22 protein-coding genes are annotated in these 18339 nt (G+C 52.8%); 9 read left to right on the top strand and 13 right to left on the bottom strand.

What is annotated here, in order from left to right:
• The 3 genes from ACLRGG_RS02475 to ACLRGG_RS02465 form a co-directional block, all read left to right on the top strand.
• Positions 1-219 (top strand): transposase (locus tag ACLRGG_RS02475; protein ID WP_416248258.1); only part of this gene is annotated, 219 nt, incomplete at its 5' end.
• 216 nt (positions 220-435) lie between these two features.
• Positions 436-2097, top strand: a complete 1662-nt coding sequence (treA, locus tag ACLRGG_RS02470; RefSeq protein ID WP_416248257.1) for an alpha,alpha-trehalase TreA — start codon at positions 436-438, stop codon at positions 2095-2097.
• A 109-nt stretch (positions 2098-2206) separates the two neighbouring features.
• Positions 2207-3484, top strand: a complete 1278-nt coding sequence (locus ACLRGG_RS02465; protein WP_416248256.1) for an MFS transporter — start codon at positions 2207-2209, stop codon at positions 3482-3484.
• A 66-nt stretch (positions 3485-3550) separates the two neighbouring features.
• Here the strand turns inward: ACLRGG_RS02465 and ACLRGG_RS02460 are convergent, their stop codons facing one another.
• A complete protein-coding gene (locus tag ACLRGG_RS02460) occupies positions 3551-3802 on the bottom strand; it encodes a GlsB/YeaQ/YmgE family stress response membrane protein (RefSeq protein ID WP_416248255.1) in 252 nt (83 codons plus the stop codon).
• A gap of 183 nt (positions 3803-3985) precedes the next feature.
• Here ACLRGG_RS02460 and ACLRGG_RS02455 point away from each other — a divergent pair, with 183 nt between their 5' ends.
• Positions 3986-4723 (top strand): flagellar brake protein, encoded by a 738-nt coding sequence (locus ACLRGG_RS02455; RefSeq protein WP_416248254.1) that lies wholly within the window; start codon positions 3986-3988, stop codon positions 4721-4723.
• Positions 4724-4787: 64 nt separating this feature from the next.
• Here the strand turns inward: ACLRGG_RS02455 and emtA are convergent, their stop codons facing one another.
• Positions 4788-5420: a membrane-bound lytic murein transglycosylase EmtA gene (gene emtA / locus ACLRGG_RS02450; protein ID WP_067703336.1), complete on the bottom strand. Its 633-nt coding sequence runs from the start codon at positions 5418-5420 to the stop codon at positions 4788-4790.
• Positions 5421-5701: 281 nt separating this feature from the next.
• Here emtA and ldcA point away from each other — a divergent pair, with 281 nt between their 5' ends.
• Together ldcA and ACLRGG_RS02440 are read left to right on the top strand one after the other, a co-directional pair.
• Positions 5702-6622, top strand: a complete 921-nt coding sequence (gene ldcA, locus ACLRGG_RS02445; RefSeq protein WP_416248253.1) for a muramoyltetrapeptide carboxypeptidase — start codon at positions 5702-5704, stop codon at positions 6620-6622.
• Positions 6623-6637: 15 nt separating this feature from the next.
• The gene (locus ACLRGG_RS02440) at positions 6638-7300 is read left to right on the top strand and encodes an MBL fold metallo-hydrolase (RefSeq protein WP_416248252.1); all 663 of its coding nucleotides are present in this window, start codon (positions 6638-6640) and stop codon (positions 7298-7300) included.
• Positions 7301-7330: 30 nt separating this feature from the next.
• Here ACLRGG_RS02440 and ACLRGG_RS02435 read toward each other — a convergent pair whose 3' ends face one another.
• Positions 7331-7735, bottom strand: coding sequence for a hypothetical protein (locus ACLRGG_RS02435; protein ID WP_416248251.1), 405 nt, complete (start codon positions 7733-7735; stop codon positions 7331-7333).
• Between the two features lie 124 nt (positions 7736-7859).
• Positions 7860-8084: a YgdI/YgdR family lipoprotein gene (locus ACLRGG_RS02430; RefSeq protein WP_067703328.1), complete on the bottom strand. Its 225-nt coding sequence runs from the start codon at positions 8082-8084 to the stop codon at positions 7860-7862.
• Between the two features lie 104 nt (positions 8085-8188).
• Between ACLRGG_RS02430 and ACLRGG_RS02425 the strand changes: the two genes are divergently transcribed.
• Positions 8189-8434, top strand: coding sequence for a DinI-like family protein (locus tag ACLRGG_RS02425; protein ID WP_067703323.1), 246 nt, complete (start codon positions 8189-8191; stop codon positions 8432-8434).
• Positions 8435-8666: 232 nt separating this feature from the next.
• On the opposite strand, the gene ACLRGG_RS02420 is transcribed toward ACLRGG_RS02425, so the two are convergent.
• The 4 genes from ACLRGG_RS02420 to ACLRGG_RS02405 all read right to left on the bottom strand — a co-directional run bounded on the left by ACLRGG_RS02420 (position 8667) and on the right by ACLRGG_RS02405 (position 11820).
• Positions 8667-8876, bottom strand: coding sequence for a hypothetical protein (locus ACLRGG_RS02420; RefSeq protein WP_416248250.1), 210 nt, complete (start codon positions 8874-8876; stop codon positions 8667-8669).
• 293 nt (positions 8877-9169) lie between these two features.
• A complete protein-coding gene (locus ACLRGG_RS02415) occupies positions 9170-10921 on the bottom strand; it encodes a putative phage tail protein (RefSeq protein WP_416248249.1) in 1752 nt (583 codons plus the stop codon).
• A gap of 90 nt (positions 10922-11011) precedes the next feature.
• Positions 11012-11356, bottom strand: a complete 345-nt coding sequence (locus ACLRGG_RS02410) for a DUF7940 domain-containing protein (protein ID WP_416248248.1) — start codon at positions 11354-11356, stop codon at positions 11012-11014.
• Complete coding sequence (locus tag ACLRGG_RS02405; protein ID WP_416248247.1) at positions 11353-11820, bottom strand: glycoside hydrolase family protein; 468 nt, start codon at positions 11818-11820, stop codon at positions 11353-11355. The genes ACLRGG_RS02410 and ACLRGG_RS02405 overlap by 4 nt, the downstream gene beginning before the upstream one ends.
• Before the next feature lie 203 nt (positions 11821-12023).
• Between ACLRGG_RS02405 and ACLRGG_RS02400 the strand changes: the two genes are divergently transcribed.
• On the top strand, positions 12024-12713 hold the full coding sequence (locus tag ACLRGG_RS02400) for an XRE family transcriptional regulator (RefSeq protein WP_416248246.1): 690 nt from the start codon (positions 12024-12026) through the stop codon (positions 12711-12713).
• 302 nt (positions 12714-13015) lie between these two features.
• Here the strand turns inward: ACLRGG_RS02400 and ACLRGG_RS02395 are convergent, their stop codons facing one another.
• Both ACLRGG_RS02395 and ACLRGG_RS02390 read right to left on the bottom strand, forming a co-directional pair.
• Positions 13016-13303, bottom strand: coding sequence for a phage holin family protein (locus tag ACLRGG_RS02395; protein WP_416248245.1), 288 nt, complete (start codon positions 13301-13303; stop codon positions 13016-13018).
• A complete protein-coding gene (locus tag ACLRGG_RS02390; RefSeq protein WP_416248244.1) occupies positions 13290-13670 on the bottom strand; it encodes a putative holin in 381 nt (126 codons plus the stop codon). Before ACLRGG_RS02390 ends, ACLRGG_RS02395 begins: the two co-directional genes overlap by 14 nt.
• Positions 13671-14135: 465 nt before the next feature.
• Here ACLRGG_RS02390 and ACLRGG_RS02385 point away from each other — a divergent pair, with 465 nt between their 5' ends.
• Complete coding sequence (locus ACLRGG_RS02385; RefSeq protein WP_416248243.1) at positions 14136-14612, top strand: GNAT family N-acetyltransferase; 477 nt, start codon at positions 14136-14138, stop codon at positions 14610-14612.
• Positions 14613-14895: 283 nt separating this feature from the next.
• Here ACLRGG_RS02385 and ACLRGG_RS02380 read toward each other — a convergent pair whose 3' ends face one another.
• From ACLRGG_RS02380 to ACLRGG_RS02370, 3 genes are all read right to left on the bottom strand, one after another.
• A complete protein-coding gene (locus ACLRGG_RS02380; RefSeq protein WP_416248242.1) occupies positions 14896-16203 on the bottom strand; it encodes a ParB/RepB/Spo0J family partition protein in 1308 nt (435 codons plus the stop codon).
• Positions 16204-16905: 702 nt separating this feature from the next.
• Positions 16906-17121 (bottom strand): helix-turn-helix domain-containing protein, encoded by a 216-nt coding sequence (locus ACLRGG_RS02375; protein WP_345831354.1) that lies wholly within the window; start codon positions 17119-17121, stop codon positions 16906-16908.
• 148 nt (positions 17122-17269) lie between these two features.
• Positions 17270-17611 (bottom strand): hypothetical protein, encoded by a 342-nt coding sequence (locus ACLRGG_RS02370; protein ID WP_416248241.1) that lies wholly within the window; start codon positions 17609-17611, stop codon positions 17270-17272.
• Between the last annotated feature and the right edge of the window lie 728 nt (positions 17612-18339).

The following is an 18339-nucleotide window of genomic DNA, read 5'->3' as shown; positions in this document are numbered from 1 at the left end:
GCTATTTACACTAAGAACGCCATCGAATCGCTGAACAGCGTGATCCGTCAGGCAATAAAGAAACGCAAGGTGTTCCCGACGGATGACCCGGTGAGGAAAGTCATTTATCTGGCGATCCGCGATGCTTCAAAAAAATGGAATATGCCGATCCGAAACTGGCGGCTGGCAATGAGTCGCTTTATTATCGAGTTCGGTGACCGCCTGAGCGATCACCTCTAATACGTTGGCAGTTACACAGAATTATTTACAGGGTCGCGCCCGGGATAGTTCATCTGCCCGTTGACCGCATGACCTGCTGGTCCTGAACCTGTCGAAAAGCCGTACGGCTTCACACTTCCCGGCTTCATAGCGGTAGGAATGCGAAATATCGACTAAAGTTCTTTTCAGGGTCAACTACTTACAGACTGGATTTGGTCTGGACATGGAGAACAACCAATGCAACGAGTCGAAAACCGTCAATGGTGGGCCATACTGGTACTGCCACTGCTTCTCTCTTCCACGCTGGCTGATACCGCTTTTGCAAAGCAAAGCGACGCTCAGCAATCGATGCTCAGTCAGTCCCCCCAGCCGCCGGATATCCGCCTGGGGCCGCTGTTCCAGGCCGTGCAGTCGGCGAAGCTTTTTTCCGATCAGAAAACGTTTGCAGATGCGATCCCAAAGAGCGATCCCTCGACCATTCTTGCCGACTGGCAGATGCAGAAGAAGCAGCGTAATTTCGATTTACGCCATTTCGTTGACACCAACTTCACCCTTCCCGTTGACGGGGATAAATATGTCCCGCCCGCCGGGCAGAGCCTGCGCGAACATATTAATGGCCTGTGGCCGGTACTGACCCGCTCAGTCAGCCAGCCCGCGCGCTGGGATTCCCTGCTGCCGCTGCCGAAACCCTACGTCGTACCTGGCGGCCGCTTCCGCGAGATCTATTACTGGGACAGCTATTTCACCATGCTGGGGCTGGCAGAGAGCGGACACTGGGATCGGGTCGAGGATATGGTGAATAACTTCGCCTCCCTGCTGGATAAATATGGTCATATCCCTAACGGTAACCGTAGCTACTATCTCAGCCGCTCACAGCCGCCCTTCTTCAGCCTGATGGTCGATCTGCTGGCGCAGCATCAGGGCGACGGCGTTTACACTCAATACCTGCCGCAGCTACAGAAAGAGTATGACTACTGGATGGCGGGCGCGGACCATCTTAAGGCGGGAGACGCGAGTAAAAATGTGGTGAAGCTGACGGACGGCACGCTACTTAACCGCTACTGGGATGCCCGCGACGTACCGCGCACTGAATCCTGGCTGGATGACGTCAATACGGCGCAGAAAGCTCAGCAGCGTGAGAAAGCGGGCCTTTATCGCGATTTGCGCGCAGGGGCGGCTTCAGGCTGGGATTTCAGCTCCCGCTGGTTCGGCACCCAGAATGATATCTCTACCATTCAGACCACGCGCATTGTGCCGGTTGACCTGAATGCCCTGATGTTCCATCTCGAAAAGACCCTGGCAAAAGCAAATCAGGTCGCGAAACAGGCTGACGCCGGCAGGCATTACGACGCGCTGGCGAAAAAACGTCAGCAGGCGATCAATCGCTATCTGTGGGATGAGAAACAGGGCTTTTACGCGGACTACGACTGGCAGAAAGGTGCCGTACGTCCGCAGTTAACCGCCGCTACGCTCTTCCCTCTCTACCTTCAGGTCGCGACCGATAAGCAGGCCAGCCGCACGGCAGCCATAGTGAAGAGTCAGCTGCTGAAAGAGGGTGGACTGGTCACGACCACCGTCAACAACGGCCAGCAGTGGGATGCGCCAAACGGCTGGGCGCCGCTTCAGTGGGCGGCCGTAGAGGGGTTGAACAATTATGGTCAGCAGGCGCTGGCGAAGGATATCGGCATTCGCTTCCTGAAAAATGTTCAGGCCACCTATGACAAAGAGCACAAGCTGGTTGAGAAATACGTGGTGGAAGGAAAAGGACTCGGCGGCGGGGGCGGCGGTGAATATCCGCTGCAGGACGGCTTCGGCTGGACCAACGGCGTCACGCTTAAACTGATGGATCTCTACTGTCCAAAAGGCATCACCTGCAACAACGTGGGTGATATCAAATAAGCAGGCTGCGGCAGCGCGTACCTCGCGCGCTGCCGTCATAACAGCCTCCTGTTATCCAACAGCGTTTTTTTCTGTCACTCTTTTCTTTTCACCTTTCCAGGCATTAATCATGCATAACGCAACTGCGCCCGTTCCGGATAAGAAAATGTTGATTGCCGCCTCAACGGGCAACTTTATTGAGTGGTATGAATTTGCCGTTTATGGCTTTTTAGCGACCATTATTGCCAAAAACTTTTTCCAGCTTGAGGGAGAAAGTGAACTGACCGGCCTGATCCTGACCTATGCCGCCTTTGCACTGGCCTTTTTCTGCCGTCCCATCGGTGCCATGATTTTTGGTCGTATTGGCGATCGCATTGGTCGCAAGCCGACGCTGATTGCCGTGCTGCTGTTGATGACCTCTGCCACCTTCCTGATTGGCCTGATGCCCACCTACGCCGTTGCAGGCGTTGCCGCCCCGCTGCTGCTTACCCTGCTGAGAATGCTTCAGGGTCTGTTCGCTGGCGGTGAATTTGGCGGCGCGGTGGCCCTGATGACCGAACTCGCCCCACCGGGTAAGCGTGGACGCTACGGCGCCTGGCAGTCCTTTACCGTGGCGCTGGGTCTGCTGGCGGGCGCGGCGACGGTGGCGATTCTGGCCGCCGTGCTTACCGGCGATCAGCTCCAGCGCTGGGGCTGGCGGGTGCCGTTTCTCTTGGCCCTGCCGCTTGGAGTGGTGGCGCTCTGGCTGCGCACTCAGCTGGAGGAACCGCCCGCCTTTGCAGTCGCGCAGCACTCCGACCCTGCGCCCTTATCGGTGGTGGTGAAAGCCATCGTGCTGGGCATTGGCAGGATGATGGGCTGGTCGGCGGCTGGCTACACCTTTCTGGTGATTATGCCCTCGTGGCTGCAAACGTCCTTACACGCCAGCTTTCAGCAGGCGCTGGCTGCGACCGTACTGGGAAATACAGGCTTTGCCCTCACCATCCTGCCTGCCGGACGACTGAGCGATCGTTTTGGCCGACGCCGCATAATGCTGCTGGCGATGGTAACGGTGATTGTTTTCAGCTTCCCGCTGCTGATGCTGCTCCAGCACCCCGCCACGTCAGTCTGGCTGAAAGGCCTGTCGGTCATGTTGGCGGGCGGCGTGGTGGGTATCATCGCCGGGCCAGGGCCTGCCATGCTCGCGGAAATGTTTCCCACCCGGGTTCGCTATACCGGACTGGGGCTGGCTTATTCGCTCTCTAACGCGGTATTTTCCGGCTGTGCCGGGCTGATTATTACCGGTCTGATCGCCCGGACGGGCAACGTGTTTATCCCCGCCTGGTACGTGACGCTGACCTGTATTATCAGCGCCATCGCGATTATGACCCTGCGCGCCGACGATCATGTGAAGCCACTCGAAACCTGATCCGTCGCAGACAGATAAAAAAAGGGAGACGTTGCCGTCTCCCTTTTTCATTCAATGCCGCAGGCGTCAGCTTTTGACTTTGCGGTAGATCCACAGCACGACAATCGCGCCTACCACCGCCACGGCAAAGCTACCAAAGTTGAAACCGTCAACCTTGCCCATATGGAACAGCGTGGTGCTGATCCAGCCGCCGACCACTGCACCCACGATGCCCAGGATAACGGTCATGATAAAACCACCGCCATCTCTACCCGGCATAATCCATTTAGCAATGATACCTGCGATCAGACCAAAAATGATCCACGATATAATACCCATTTCCTACTCCTTCCCTTGCTACATTTAGACCGCGTAAGTATAGGCTAAGATTCTAAGCGTGTGATTTAAATCTAAAGTTTTTTCAAACTTTTTTATAACAGGTGTTAAAAAGTAGCCTGGCTCTGCCGATAATTTATCCCAGCACTATTTACGTCTGGTTTCGACATTCATCAGGAGAGGGATGTGAAAGAGGAAGATAACGAGCAGTACCGTAAACGCGGCCCGCTGGCCGTGCTGGGCGTCCTGAAAGATCTGGTCAAAAATCAGACCCCGGTTAGGGTGACTCATCAACGTGGCCAGTTTATTACCCGGCTGCTGTGTGCGGATCGCGAAAGATTTATTGTCGATTATGGCAGTAACGATTATGACAATCAGCTCGCCGCAGAGGCCCGGCTGCTGAATATGACGGCGGAAACCGCCGGGGCGAAAGTTGAATTTGCCGTTTCTCAATTGCGTATCACCAGCCATACCGGCCTGCCCGCCTTTACCTCCGGCCTGCCTGATGACCTGATAATGATTCAGCGCAGAGAGTTTTTTCGCGTAACCGCGCCGCTCTCGCCGCTGTTCACCTGTTACGTGGGCTGGCCGGACGGGAGCGGACAGGGACGCCTGCGCCTGCAGGATATCTCGCTGGGCGGTATAAGCGTGCTGGCAGAGTGCGCACTTCCGCCACTCCTTGCAGAAGGTGACCTGTTTAAGAATATGCGGCTGGAGATGGGGGAATATGGTCGCTTTGAGGTGGATGCCCGATTAGTGAATATTGGACAGCGCAGCGTAATCGGCAGCAAAAATCAAACCCTTATCACGCCACGCTTAAGCTTTCGCTTCCAGAAACTTAGCGCCGACCAGGAGCGTCAGCTTCAGCAGGTTATTTTCTCGCTTGAGCGCCTGGCGCGCGATAAAGCGACCCGCTTTCAATAGCTGTTATCACGCGGTCAGGGTTAAACCGGCGAGGAGATCCCCTTCCCGCCGGTCAGCACAGGGTTCAAATAGTCCGGTAGGCGGTGGTGACTTTCCACAAATAGCGCGGTGCCTGCGCAGCGGGATGCTTGCTCTGAACGTGATGATAGAATGCTTCCGGCGTCATCGCGTTGATCATGGCTATTGCCCGGTCGCGGTCCGGGGAGAAAGTCCGCAGCAGCGCGCCAGCTCCGTTAGCATAGGATACGATTGTCGCGTAACGCAGCGTTTCAGGGTCGCGGATGCCCGCCAGCGACTGATCCTGCAAAATTTTCAGATAGGCTGTGCCGATATCAATGTTTTTCACCGGATCGCGTAGCTCCGAACTGCTTGGCTGACCGCGACGGCCCTGTACGCGATAAACTTCACGACCTGCCGTAGAGGCTTTAATCTGCATCAATCCAATGGCATTCGACTTACTGACTACCGTTGGATTGCCGCCCGATTCCACTGAAATAATGGCATCCACCAGCTTCTGATCGATTCCGTAGCTGTGGGCCGCATTCTCCGTAAAGATCGACCACGCCTGTGCCACCTTTTGCGGTGGGGCCTTGGTTAATGGTGTTTGCTGCACGGTGACGGTCTGTTTATGGGGTTTGCTGGCACAGCCTGCCAGCAGGAGCACCCCTGCGATTGCAACGTAGTTAACGCTTCTCACGTTTTCATTATCCTTTGCGCCTTAGCCTGCGCCCTATCATACCCGCCGCTGACCTGTGGAGAATTACCGTAACTCTGAATTTGCCGGGTCAGAGGGTGACTTAGGACAGGCTTTTAGTCATTATCGGGTTATTGGACCCCCGGTCTGCCAAAAAAATTCACTGGAGGCGGTATAAAAAGCAAACATTATGCCGCGCAAGGCTCAACCCGACCGCCAGCGGTAAGAGTAGCACATTAAAATGCGCCATTTATTCCACCCGTTAGAGGATTAAAGTGAAGATTATGTCCGTTACTCCGCGTTCTTTTCATCTGATTGCCCCTTCGGGCTATTGCCTTAATCAGGCCGCCGCCTTTCTGGCCGTTGAGCGACTCCGCGCCCAGGGACATCAGGTGAACCAGACGGCGATCATTCCCCGCCGCGATCGTCGTTTTGCCGGGACTGATGCTGAGCGGTTGCAGGACGTGAACGCTCTGGCAGCATTGCCGACGTTGCCGGATATTGTCCTGGCGGTTCGCGGTGGCTATGGCGCCTCACGGCTTCTGCCCTACCTTGATTATCCGGGTCTGGCCGCGCGTCTTCGGGAGCAGCCCGTAGCGCTGTGCGGCCACAGTGATTTCACCGCGATCCAGCTGGCGCTGCTGACCCACGGCGTAAAGAGCTTTAGCGGCCCGCTGCTGGCGGGTAATTTTGGTGCGGAGGTGGTCTCTGATTTCACCGTCGACCACTTCTGGCGGGCGCTGACCTCGCCGGAATTCACCCTGGGCTGGCAAACGCCACCGCAGAACGTTGACGTTAGCGGGACGGTATGGGGCGGAAATCTGGCGATGATTACCTCCCTGGTGGGCACCCCCTGGCTGCCAGCCCTCTCTGACGGCATTCTGGTCATTGAAGATGTGAATGAGCATCCCTACAAGATTGAGCGCATGCTGCTACAGCTGGCCCAGAGCGGCATTCTGGCCCGGCAGAAAGCCATAGTGACCGGCAGTTTTACCGCTGCAAACCTGAGCGCATACGATAATGGCTACGACTTTGACAGCGTCTGGACGTTAATCCGTCAGATAACCGGCCTGCCGCTGGTCACCGGCCTCTCTTTTGGGCACGATCGCGATACCGTCACGCTACCCTTAGGCGCTCACGGCAATCTGAAAGTAGAAGGTAACCAGGCTTCGCTAAGGTTATCAGGGCACCCTACGCTGCGTTAACTTCCCGGAGCCCCTATGAAGCAGTTATATGAGGACCTCTGGGTTTCCACGCCGGAGTTGTCGGTCTGTGAGACAGAATCAGCGTGGATGATGCATGGGTTTCTGTTGCAGCATGAGCGAGGCAACATGCTGATTTCCCGCGTTGAGAATGCTGAAGATCACCAGACGATTGCCGGTCTTGGCGGGATAATCCGTCATTATCTTAGTGGCTGGCAGGAGGCCGGACCCGGTGCGCGACAGCTGCAACAGCGGTTTAACTCCGCCCTCTACTGTCATACCCGGGCGCTCGGTCCAGTAAGTGCCTTTGTTGAAGCCGATGATACCTTCAACCTGGCGGAGGTACACTGCGGCAGCTTCCACCTGGTTCCGACGCCGGGACACACGCCAGGCAGTACCACCTATCTTTATGCTTCTCCCTTCGGCAAAACCTATCTGTTTGTCGGGGGGACGGTGATACGGGATGGCAATCGCTGGGTGACGCTGCAGCTTCCCGAGAGCAACGAGACCGATTTGCGCAAATCGCTGGAGTTCTACCGGGCGCTAAGGCCGGACGTGGTGCTGATGAGCGTAACACGGGGCCATCCGGGCTGGTGCGAAGTCAGCGTGCGGCAGTGGCTGGCACTGCTGGATGAAGCCGAGCACCAGCCGCGGGATTGCCGCCAGCGGGTTGTCGTTTAGCGCTGGCAAAGACCTTCACCAAAGGTGAGGTCAGGATTCAACGTTTCCGCTGGCATCGGTACGCTGCAGGGTAATCGCACTGTTCTCCTGCACGCTGCTGCGGCTACAGGGCACCAGCTTACGGGCCCCTTCGAAGGAGAAAAATGTCTCCTGATCGGCTTTGTTAACAATCATCTGATCGCCATTACGAAACAGCACAATCGACACCCGAGTACCGCTGTCGGTACTCGACTGCTGCTGCCCTGCGGCAATCTGGAAATGATTACCCGGCCACATCAGAGTGGTCAGGCCATATTGTGCTTCGGTAATGGTCATGGTCTGGCGACCCGGGCAGGTAATTTGAAACTCAGCGTTCATCGGTTGGGCGTCTGGGGTAGCCCAGGCCACAGAGGTAGCACTGACCAGCAGACAGCCTGCGGCGAAAATGCGAAACATGAGCAGCGTTCTCCGGAAATTTTCTCACTTAACGCAAATACTATGAGGGAAAAGGCCGCCACATGACACTGTCACCTTCGTGAAAAGGGCCAAACCAGGAGTGTTCCTGGTTTGGCCGCACCCCCTACTTGTCCAGCGCGCTCATCTCTTTAATATCAGCCTGGTTTACCGCCTGCTGCTTGCCGTTTTCATCGGTATACAGCACCATGCCGGTCGCTTTATCGACCTGCGGTTTGCCCTGTACCACCAGCGTGCGCCCGTCGTTCATATGCAGAATATGATTATTCGTACAGCCTGCCAGCAGCGTGCCGGCCATCAGAACGCTGGCCATTAACAGCATTTTTTTCATTTTTCATTTCCTGTTTATGCGTTATCCCGCCTCTATCATAATTTGATTGAAGGATGGTTAAAATAACTGTATTTTTATACAGCACAGTTAACCAGGATAAGTACATGTTTGTTGAACTGATTTACGATAAGCGCAACGTAGCGGGTTTACCCAATGCTCAACAGATGATTCTGGACGAGCTTGAAAAACGCATTCAGCGGGTTTTTCCAGAGGCGGACGTCCGGGTTAAGCCGATGCAGGCTAACAGCGTGAAAACCGATGCCAGCAAAAGCGACAAGGCCGTGATGATGAGAGTCATTGAAGAGATGTTTGAAGAAGCCGATCAGTGGCTGGTAACAGGCGAATATTAAACGAGCAAAAGAGATCCGCGACGCTGCGACCTGCGTTTCCATTCCGGACGATGTCGCGCGCACTCTTGATCCCTCGAGGGGTACAGTGATGTCGACCCCGAAATCTGCCGGGATGAGTGGCAGCGCGTAAAACCCGCCACCGCCACGACCGCTAACTAACCCGACATGCCCTTCAGCAGGCAGCAGCCCGGTTACCTGATTACGTTGAGTGCAGTGAGTCTTATTACTCCGCTCAGCGCGATTGGTCTTTGTTACGCTCGGCGATTTCCGCATAAATCAGGTCACAGACTTTTGCCGCATGGGCGGAGCTGTCACGAAGCATCTGAATCGCATCCTCCAGGGTTTGCGGTTCCATCTGGCCGACAATACGCCATCCCAGCGCGATATTTTTTGCCTCTTCCAGCCGATCGGGGTGGTTTTCAACAGACGCAGCTTCTGACACATCATTCTCCTGATTTACGTAATGGCCCTATTTTACGAACCTTTTCATCTGGCTCAACCCCTGATTTACCCTAATGGCCAGGCTGCCACTTTTATAAACGCCTCTGGCAGAAAAACCACACAATTTCCCCCTGAAACAGAAATTTCGTTCACTAAAAACGGATTATTCCTGGAGGGTGATTCCGTACTATTTCACTCTTCCGCTATGATCGCCAACACTTTTTGCGCACTGCGGCTTTATCTGACGCAAAAAAAAACCGCCCGAAGTGGGCGGTTGGGGTCGGGTTTAAATATTCAGTTATAGTAGGGAAACTTGCGATCGGTACCGTTGATATTGAGCGTAATGTATCCGCCCGGTGCCATGCTGGCAGGTACCGCGGCATCCGCAGTCGCTAAGGTCACTACGCCATTTTCATTAGCCCCTATTCCCGCTAAACCATTATGCAGGCTGAGTCTGGCGCTGGGGGTAACGGTACCCAACGTAGTGAGATCGGTCACCTCACTCAGGTCCGGGGTAAACAAGGAGCATTCGCCGGAATCAAATCGCGTGGGGCCGGTGGAACGAAGATTAAACATGGTATCCCCGCTACCGGCTTTCAGTTTTACCCATACCTCAACGATGTTTTCATAGCTGCGCTTATATTTGACATCGATCACCGGCGTCGAGCCGCGATGAAACATATCTGCCCAGACTGAACTGACGCATCGCTGGAGGTTCAGCCAGGTCACCCCGGATGAGACAGCCTGGACCGGACTGGCTGCCGTACCCGCCGGATTAGCAGTGGTCAGCTTACCCATGAATTCCAGGGTCCACTGCTGATTGACCTTCGGGAAGACGAATTTGCCGATGCGGAACCATTTATCACTGTCCGAGTTATTATTCAGCCGGTAGCCGCTGTACCAGCCGGCCTTCATGGAGCCGGTCATCGTGGTGCCAAAGTTCTCCTCCCGCCGCCAGCCAGACTCGTAGCCCGACAGCCAGCGGTCACTGGTGGTATCCATCGTGACCTTTGCACCCGCCTGCAAATTAAGCTGGCGAAACTGCACCCGGCTGTTGTTCATTAAAAGCGGATTAGTGCAATCTTCAACGCTTAACGCATCAACAATCCACTGCCCGTTAGTGAGATCGCCGGGGAACCGCGTATGCTCAATCCAGACGTTACGAATAATCCCCTGGGTCATGCGCGGCATATACAGGGTGGCATCACCATAACCAGTCTGGAAATTAGCATTACTCAGCTCAATCGCCGTTGCGTGATCCCAGACGCCGTTCGGCGAATTAGACCAGCCTACCTCAAAGACCCGCGCATAGGTATTCTGGCTGTAGATTTGATCGAAACGGGTATCCAGCGTATCCAGCAGTTTAATAACGGTACCGCCGTTATACTGCACGCGGAAACAGCGAATATGCACAAATTCACCCTCGATAGTGGTGTTTTCAAAAAACGGCTGCACGTTGGAAAGCATATCGGCGGTAATGGCCCCGCTGGTGGCGGTGATATCCGCGCTGGCCTGCCCGTTCCAGCTGATACCGCGAATTACGGTGCGCCGCGCATTGACCTTAAATACCGTGTTGATCGACTTATCAGAAATAATTACCGTTCCCGGAGACACGCCGTACGGGCTGTCATCTCCGTACAGGGCAAAATATGGTATTTCGCTGGCCGAAAGGTCGATGGGTGAAATCAGGAATTTTCCCGGCGGAAAGCGCACCCCAATATCTTTTGCATTGATATCATAAGTCTGCGACCAGCTAAACATCCGCCTGAAAGCATCGGCGTCATCGGTTATACCGTCCCCGCGGGCGCCAAAGTGATAGAGATTCACCTGCGCGGGATCGTTGATAATGCGCTTCCAGTAAAAGCTACTGCCCTTCGCCACCGTTCCGCCGTCGTCAGTCAGCGTGGTGGTGCCCAGAAAGCCGACAAAGTCGCCGCCGCCGTGAAATGACGAGTCTTTGTCGTAATAGCGTTTCAGCGCGGCAATGTCGCCAGCTTTAGTGGGTGCAGTAGTGCGCAGATCGGCAAAGCAGTTTACTTCGATCATAAAGACCTCCAGATAAAGGGGATAGTAGTGCCGGGGATGCCCACGGGGGTGGGTTTCAGGAACAGGTGGAACGCGGTGAAACGAGGAGTATCAGTGATGGCCGTCGAGCTTTTGACGCTCATCAGCCAGCGTCCGCTGGCGAACAAACTGCGCCATCACCGCCATGGCGACCATAAACGCGCCAATCAGGCCGAGATAATTGGGGGGGATCACGCTTTTAACGTCAGCGGGCAGCATCTGCCACGCCTGCATGGCAGAATCAGGAAAAGAGTGAACCCAGGCGCTTATCGCGGAGCCAAGTGATGCCAGCCATACCGACCAGGTCTTAAAGAGCAGCCGGGCATGCAGTACGAACTCCACTGAGCTGTAGCGACGAACAACCAGCAGCAGCAGTAGCGCTATCACGACTCCGCTCAGGTAAAGGGAAAATTTCATATCAGCCCCCGATAGCTTTCATAACTGCCGCTACGCATCACATCCGCGTGTCGCTTCGCTCTGGCGGGCGTCTGTCGGGCCCACAGGCTGTTTAACATGCCATCAGCCGCGGACGTAAAGTCCCCTCGGGCAATGGCGGCAAGTGTATTACTGAAGCCGCTCAGGCCCTCTACTCCCATCTGATAAGCCATACTGTAAAGAATGTCTGAACGCGCGTCGTTACACTGATTCAGCGCACTGATCAGCAGAGGACGTTGCTGCATCGCAAAAATCTTCCCCTCAACCAGCGTTTGCATCCACAGTTCGCCGACCTGTCGGGGAACCTTAAAGATATAGCTGGTCAGAGAAGCGCCTTTCGGGCCGATTTTGATGCCACAACCTACGGTCGGGTAGCCTAACGAATCAATAAAGGGTTCGTCCCGGTAGCCCTCTTCATACTTCAAAATGGGGACAATCTGGCTCATGATGAACCTCCTCTTTAGCGTGCAAGATAATCGGTAGGTTTTGCAGGCACCTGTATCGGCGCGTTCAGGCTGTTAAAGAGCGGGATAATACGGCGCATCATTCTGCAGACGAGGAAAATAATGCGTTATACGCATATTAGGATGCCCATTAAAAATGCGCAAGGCGCTTTGCGTGATACGCATAAAAAAGGTGTAATAACCCGATGAAACCCGGAGAAAGAATCAGACAGCTTCGTAAAGCTAATAACATGACCCTGCATGAGCTTGCCCTGCGGGTTGAAAGCGACGTGGGTAACCTGTCCCGCCTTGAGCGTGGCCGTCAGGGTTATAGTGATGCGTTGCTACAAAAAATTGCCGATGCCCTCACCGTACCCGTTTCTGAGCTATTCTCATCAGGAGAACTAAACAATACTGGGGTTTTATCCAGTGTTGATTCGTTAACCAGCGTGAGGAGAGGTGATGTGTATCGTGTTGATGTTCTTGATTTTGCCGCCAATGAAGGCGTGGATCCACCCGCCAGAGAAGTGGTAGAAGTCATTAAATCTATTGAATATGTCAGAAATGAGGCAAGCGTAATTTTTGGCAATAAACCGGAAGCGTACGTTAAATTAATCAATGTTCGCGGCGACAGTATGGAAGGCACTATTGAGCCAGGCGATCTGATTTTTGTTGATGTCAGCGTGTCATCCTTTGACGGGGATGGCATCTACGTTTTCGACTTCAACGGAGACACTTTTGTTAAGCGTTTACAGAAAGTTAAAACGGAACTTTATGTCATATCCGACAACCCCCGTTATAAAGAGTGGACTATATCTCATCACGAAATGGCGATGTTGAACGTAGCGGGTCGCGTATTGCTGAGTCAGTCACAGCAGTTCCGGCGCCATGGTTAACACCCTTAAGAGGTCCCGGTAAACGGGCCTCTGCTTACCGCCCTCAAATATGCGCTTGACGCATATCATTTCAGCTTCCAGGCTTATCTTACCTTACTCAACAAGAGAGCTTGCCAATGAACTCACGCCAACGACGCGCACTGCGCTACAAAGAAAAATGTAAACGGCTCGACAGAAAAATGACGCAGGCGCTAGCCGGATGCTCGCCCCGGGTTTATAAAGCCCTGACTCTGCCGCCCCCGGAAAAATAAAAAATCCGGTCGCCCGCAGCATATGGGCGACCGGACAGGTTCTGATTGCGTTTATTTGTGATGCCTGAATACGGCAAATACCACCGCAACGTTACCGCTGGCGCGATATACCGCAGCGCAGAGCAGCAAATTAATGATGATGATTGCCCATGACGTATGTTCATAGTGATCGAAGAAGAATCGGAAAGGCACCGACGCGTAGGCCAGAATCATCAGATAAGCGAGCCAGGAGGCCCATTGCTGGTGTGAGGCCCCCTCTCTGCGAAAGGACATTAGCCGCAGCACAATCGCCATACAGATCACCACATTGGCAATGACCAACGGATCACTTATTACCATGGTATCCTCCTCGCCAGCGAGCCAGCCAGATAACTGGATTTTGTTGATTAATAAAGGTCAGGGTTTTAATCGCCAGTGCCGAGAGCAGAATGGCACCCAGCCCATCCAGCGGACGGTCGCTGTAACCCAGAATCTGTGCCAGCTTTGCGCCCGCCAGCCCTGACCCAAACACCCCTACGATCATTGAAACTAAAAAGTAGGCGGCACGCACCAGAAGTCGCATATCGGATGCGCTGGCAACGTAAAAAACCGCGCCCGCAAAAGCGCCAAACAGCACGCTATAGTTCACCAATCCCGGATGACTTTCCAAACCCGTTCCCGCGACCGCAGCCGCGCCAGTACCTACTGCTATAACATGCCCGATCATACTGCCCCCCTTGTTACTTCAATGCCCTGGATGCCAGAGATAAATACTCAGTTCGGCGTCATCATGGTAATGACTTAAGGCTGTCATGCTGACAAAACGCTTACGGGACAGGAACGTCACGCTATGTCAGATTTATTAGTTCGACGAATGGTTAAGAAATGTGTAATAAGGAACGATGTGGTATATAAAGTAAGCAGCAGGTGCGTGGCCTGCGCCGTCTTAATTAGCATGCTTTTAATGTAGATCGATAATTGCGTACGCGTGAGCGTGACAGGCTGATAATTTTAACGCGTTGTTCCCGCTTGAAATAATGCCCTGAAACTCAGGGTGGAAATCATTTTGATGCCGCATCCGGCGATTGAGAGCGGATGAGTCAACAACCGATCCCCCTGCCCCACCCTGCGGGGCGGGTATATCCAAAATCTGAATGATGAAACTTACGGACTGAGAAAATAAGGAGGGGAAATGGAAATAAGACTGGCCTCACCCGATGAGGCAAATGCGCTCTGGCGCATTCGTAACCTTGCCATCCGTTATGGATGCAAAGACGTTTACGCCGCGTCAACGATCGGTGCCTGGACGCCCGATGCCATGCCCGCCGGTTTCCCACGCACCGTTGCAGACAATCCCTTCTATGTCATTGATGCCCCCGGGGGACGCAATCCGGTTGCGACCGGCTTTTTGGATCTGAAACAACAGAGCGTGGAAGCGATTTTTACGCTGCCGGACTTTATGGGCCGGGGGCTGGCCGGGCGCATTTTGCAGGCGATCAAAGATGAAGCCCTGAAAAGGGGAATACGCAGGCTGACGCTCGATGCAACGCCGAATGCCTGTACTTTTTATCAGCGGCATGGGTTTCGCGTGGTGCGTGAAGGTATCTATCACTCTCCAACGGCAGGCGAATTGAGCAGCGTGGAGATGGCGTGCGACCTGACGGAGTGAGGCGTTAGCAGCAGGATAAAAATTTAGATTAAAGTTTCCGTAAATCAAACCGATGTAGATTCTACTTATTCTTAATGCTGACATGATGCCGTGTATTTCATCAAACCCATCGAGTTCGCTCTGCTCACCCTTACGCTGGTCTACTGCTTTGCTATGTCCTCATGGTTCTGGTAGTCAGATAAAAGCTGAGTGGTGATGATACAGCGCTGACAGGCGTAATAGCGGATATCCGTACTCAATCGTTACGGATATCCGTCGTTGCACTTGATCAATCACGGCAACGTTATTCCTGCTTACCCTTATCATCAAGCGTTAATACCTCCCGAATCTCAGTGCGCAGCAGCCTGATATTTGCCCAGCTTTCACTTCGTGTGCGTCCGGCGACAGCTAAAAACTCATCCATGCTTAGCCCCCGCTCCTCACGGGTTTCGGCCGCCACGGTACTAAAACGCTCAAACATCTCTTCCTTAACGTCCGCATCACCAAACCAGCCATCCAGCCATCGCCGCAGCGATTTTGAATCACCGCTGGCTTTTCTCTGCACGACTCTGGCCCACTTAGGCGGAAGTACCACCACAACCTCCGGCTGTTCCACGTCATCCGCAGCCCACAGATGGGCATACTTCGACTCCAGCAGGGTATATTCAGCCTTATCGCCAAAAGCCGCTGCGGCGCAGGCCCATACCTTAATGCCGCTGCTTCTGATTATATCGACCTTCGCTAAAGGGAATGCATCGGGCGGAGAAAACTGTACAGCGTGCGCCCCTGACGTGCTGCCCTTTCCGGCAGCTATCCGGTACTGCCTGACGATGCTCAGAATCTCCCTGAGTTTTTCCTCAGAAACCACCAGCGTCCCGAAGCCGCCGGGGATTTGCTTAACCTCAGCCTCAGCAATCAGCTCCATCAACCGTCCGGCCCGAATTGCGTTAAAGCTGAGAATGGAATCATTACGGGTAAGCTTTTTTTTACCCATCGCTTTTACCGCTTTGAGTCGCGCCCTGACAATGCTTACTGCCAGGCCGCCGTACTCATGCGAAAGCGCCAGGGCGGTTGTTGCGGCGATATCGCCCGTTCGTACCATAGCTAACAACTCTTCATCACAGGCTAAAAGCGTGAGATGCCGACTGATATCGCTTCTGGAGCGGTTTACGCGCCTGGCTATTACCGTGTTGCTCAGACCAAGATTATGCAGCCGCAGGTAAGCGACCGCCCGCTCCAGTGCGCTCAGCGGTTTACTCTGGAGGCGGGACAGCATCAGGACCAGGCGATCTGCTTCAGTCCCGCTCAGATCCTCACAGGCAAGATGCGTTATATTGAAACCCGCCTCTATGGCCATCACTGCCCCATAATAGCGATGATGCCCATCAACGATCTTCACCCCCTTTGCAGTAGCCTGTACGGACAATGGCGGTACAGGTTCCCCGGCGATAAAAGCGTCGCGTAAAACCTGAATCTGATCCCAGTCAATGTCACGAATGTTGTAACCCGGCTCAGCATAGAGTTCGGCAATCGGCACCAGCCAGGTTGGGACCGCACTGGATTTCAGACCATGCGGGTCAGATGATTTATACAGCTCATAAAGTGTTGTCATTTGCTTACCGTCTCCATAAAAGAGTTAACATCAGCGGCGCAATCAACACGCAGGACGTACGGCTATCGTGTCAGGAAAATCATTTCAGGAACCTGTATTCGCTGCCCTGTTTATCACCACGGACCGGTAATTGAGGTTTACGTCGCAACGGCCTGCAGCCTGAGCGATCGCGCCCACGTCACCACGACGATTGCATTATTATCCGCAATGCCTGGGCACGGCCTGCGGCTTAACACCTGGGTAGAAACGTCGCAGCCAGACCCTCTTCACGCCAGTGAAGCACGCAAGACATGGCCTGGAGGTATACAGTCAAACAGCCGTGGTATTTCTATTCTGGACTGCAATTCAGCCCGATGCCTGCTGCTGTGCGGGCCAGGTGGAATGAGTAGCTGACGCAGCTATCCCCCTTTTTGAAGGGGAAAGGCCTGAGGCGGGCTACGTTAACCTTGTTGTACGGACTCAACCAGGAAAGGAAGGATGTGAAGAAAGGAGAAAAGGGTAATAAAAAAACTGCCGGAAGGGTAAAGATCCAGCAGCTAAACTTCCCACGATAATCGTGTTAAGGAAATGCATAAAGACAGAATGCCAGACGTTAATTGACAACCTAATAAGCCATTCATCGCGTTTAGGTTCAGGCCAAAATTTTCTATACCTGAACAGTATGTTTTTTTGTGAAAATGATTTAGAAACTTTATTTTTCCACTAGCCTTTATCAATCAGGATTTCCGCAGAGACGTCCAGCGCCTGCGCGATGCGCACCAGGCTCGAAAGGCTGATATTACGCTTGCCGTTCTCAACCTCACTCAGATAGCTTCTGTCCATATGTGCCAGGTGGCTGAGGTCCAGCTGACTCAGCCCTTTTCGTCGCCTGAGCTGACGTATTGTCACGCCCACTCTCAGCAGCAGAGATTTGTACATAGGGTTTTCCAAATTTAACAATCACTAAGAATATTTAAGGCAAAACCTGATTAAGTACGAGAATCTTTAATCAATCAAATCGCTATTACAGCAAGTTGAATCAATATGATAATGGGTCACGATTACCCACAGGGCGTCAGAAAGAAAATTACCCCTCAAGAATATTACTGAACCGCTTCTCTGAAACCCGCTCATCTGATTCGGCTTGCACAGTATGATAGTGATATGGCTTGCCCGGATCGGTACTTACCCGCCTGACTTTACCATAATCTTTTAGCCAATCCGTGTAGACGGCCAGCAAATCATCAACATCCCTGTGCGGCGGGACACGGCAAAGAAAGAGTTGCGCATCATGCTTAGTTAAGTGATGAATATACAAATCTTTTTTGGGTAAAACGCTCTCTTCTTCATAATATTCAACAACCTTAATATGGTTGAATTCAACCAAAGGCCAGCGTGACAAAAGTGAGAAAAACTGCATTTTTTCCATTTCAGCCCCCAGACGACTTAAGATGTTATTTGAGAATTTCCTTATAAAGGAATTAATAATACGTGGTACTATATTTACTCGTTAATTTATTATGCAGTATACAGATGATAAACATGGACCTTATCATTAAGGTTTATTTTTTTAGTGGCGGACCCTTTTTTACTAAACATATAATCACGTTCACCCCATCACGGGAGAACCTGTAGACTATATACTACACCCCGAGTTAGCAATCCTTATTCGTTCTCAATTTGAGCAACAAGACGATAAAATCCCGGAAAAATGAAGTTTATCAGCTTAATATGCTGTTTAATGCGGTGAGCTTATTCTATTAACATTATGATATCCTGCAAAACAGGAATAAATGACCTGCTGAATTTTCACCTTAACTCCTGGCCTTCACTCTATTTCAAGGTGGTCTGAGATATATTAGTGATATAGTCAACCGCGTGACTTATATCATTTCAAGGTGAGTGTGGAAACTGATTAAACCCATAAGCAATCCATCGCTCAGTAAGTAGCTCGGGTAATGACGACAATGATTTTTGGAGAGTACTGGTTTTTTTGAGACTCTTTTAAGAAATGAGAACCAATGCTGCCTGGAGTATTACAGTGCAGCTTAAGGGACTAATTTCTAACTGAACGATATAAGTGTCAGGGTGCCCCTGTGCTATAACACGCTTCAAACGACAAGTTAACGGATAGCTAGCATTAGCGGCATGTCTAAA

It is taken from the genome of Erwinia sp. PPS120, from assembly GCF_047918655.1.
Classification (GTDB): domain Bacteria; phylum Pseudomonadota; class Gammaproteobacteria; order Enterobacterales; family Enterobacteriaceae; genus Erwinia; species Erwinia tasmaniensis_A.
This window is presented reverse-complemented; position numbering and strand designations above follow the sequence as displayed.

Bases quoted from the DNA above. Each gene is read 5' to 3' on its own strand.
- treA (WP_416248257.1), top strand. From the start codon at position 436: ATGCAACGAGTCGAAAACCGTCAATGGTGGGCCATACTGGTACTGCCA.
- ACLRGG_RS02465 (WP_416248256.1), top strand. From the start codon at position 2,207: ATGCATAACGCAACTGCGCCCGTTCCGGATAAGAAAATGTTGATTGCC.
- ACLRGG_RS02460 (WP_416248255.1), bottom strand. From the start codon at position 3,802: ATGGGTATTATATCGTGGATCATTTTTGGTCTGATCGCAGGTATCATT.
- ldcA (WP_416248253.1), top strand. From the start codon at position 5,702: ATGTCCGTTACTCCGCGTTCTTTTCATCTGATTGCCCCTTCGGGCTAT.
- ACLRGG_RS02440 (WP_416248252.1), top strand. From the start codon at position 6,638: ATGAAGCAGTTATATGAGGACCTCTGGGTTTCCACGCCGGAGTTGTCG.
- ACLRGG_RS02435 (WP_416248251.1), bottom strand. From the start codon at position 7,735: ATGTTTCGCATTTTCGCCGCAGGCTGTCTGCTGGTCAGTGCTACCTCT.
- ACLRGG_RS02430 (WP_067703328.1), bottom strand. From the start codon at position 8,084: ATGAAAAAAATGCTGTTAATGGCCAGCGTTCTGATGGCCGGCACGCTG.
- ACLRGG_RS02425 (WP_067703323.1), top strand. From the start codon at position 8,189: ATGTTTGTTGAACTGATTTACGATAAGCGCAACGTAGCGGGTTTACCC.
- ACLRGG_RS02415 (WP_416248249.1), bottom strand. From the start codon at position 10,921: ATGATCGAAGTAAACTGCTTTGCCGATCTGCGCACTACTGCACCCACT.
- ACLRGG_RS02410 (WP_416248248.1), bottom strand. From the start codon at position 11,356: ATGAAATTTTCCCTTTACCTGAGCGGAGTCGTGATAGCGCTACTGCTG.
- ACLRGG_RS02405 (WP_416248247.1), bottom strand. From the start codon at position 11,820: ATGAGCCAGATTGTCCCCATTTTGAAGTATGAAGAGGGCTACCGGGAC.
- ACLRGG_RS02400 (WP_416248246.1), top strand. From the start codon at position 12,024: ATGAAACCCGGAGAAAGAATCAGACAGCTTCGTAAAGCTAATAACATG.
- ACLRGG_RS02395 (WP_416248245.1), bottom strand. From the start codon at position 13,303: ATGGTAATAAGTGATCCGTTGGTCATTGCCAATGTGGTGATCTGTATG.
- ACLRGG_RS02390 (WP_416248244.1), bottom strand. From the start codon at position 13,670: ATGATCGGGCATGTTATAGCAGTAGGTACTGGCGCGGCTGCGGTCGCG.
- ACLRGG_RS02385 (WP_416248243.1), top strand. From the start codon at position 14,136: ATGGAAATAAGACTGGCCTCACCCGATGAGGCAAATGCGCTCTGGCGC.
- ACLRGG_RS02380 (WP_416248242.1), bottom strand. From the start codon at position 16,203: ATGACAACACTTTATGAGCTGTATAAATCATCTGACCCGCATGGTCTG.
- ACLRGG_RS02375 (WP_345831354.1), bottom strand. From the start codon at position 17,121: ATGTACAAATCTCTGCTGCTGAGAGTGGGCGTGACAATACGTCAGCTC.
- ACLRGG_RS02370 (WP_416248241.1), bottom strand. From the start codon at position 17,611: ATGGAAAAAATGCAGTTTTTCTCACTTTTGTCACGCTGGCCTTTGGTT.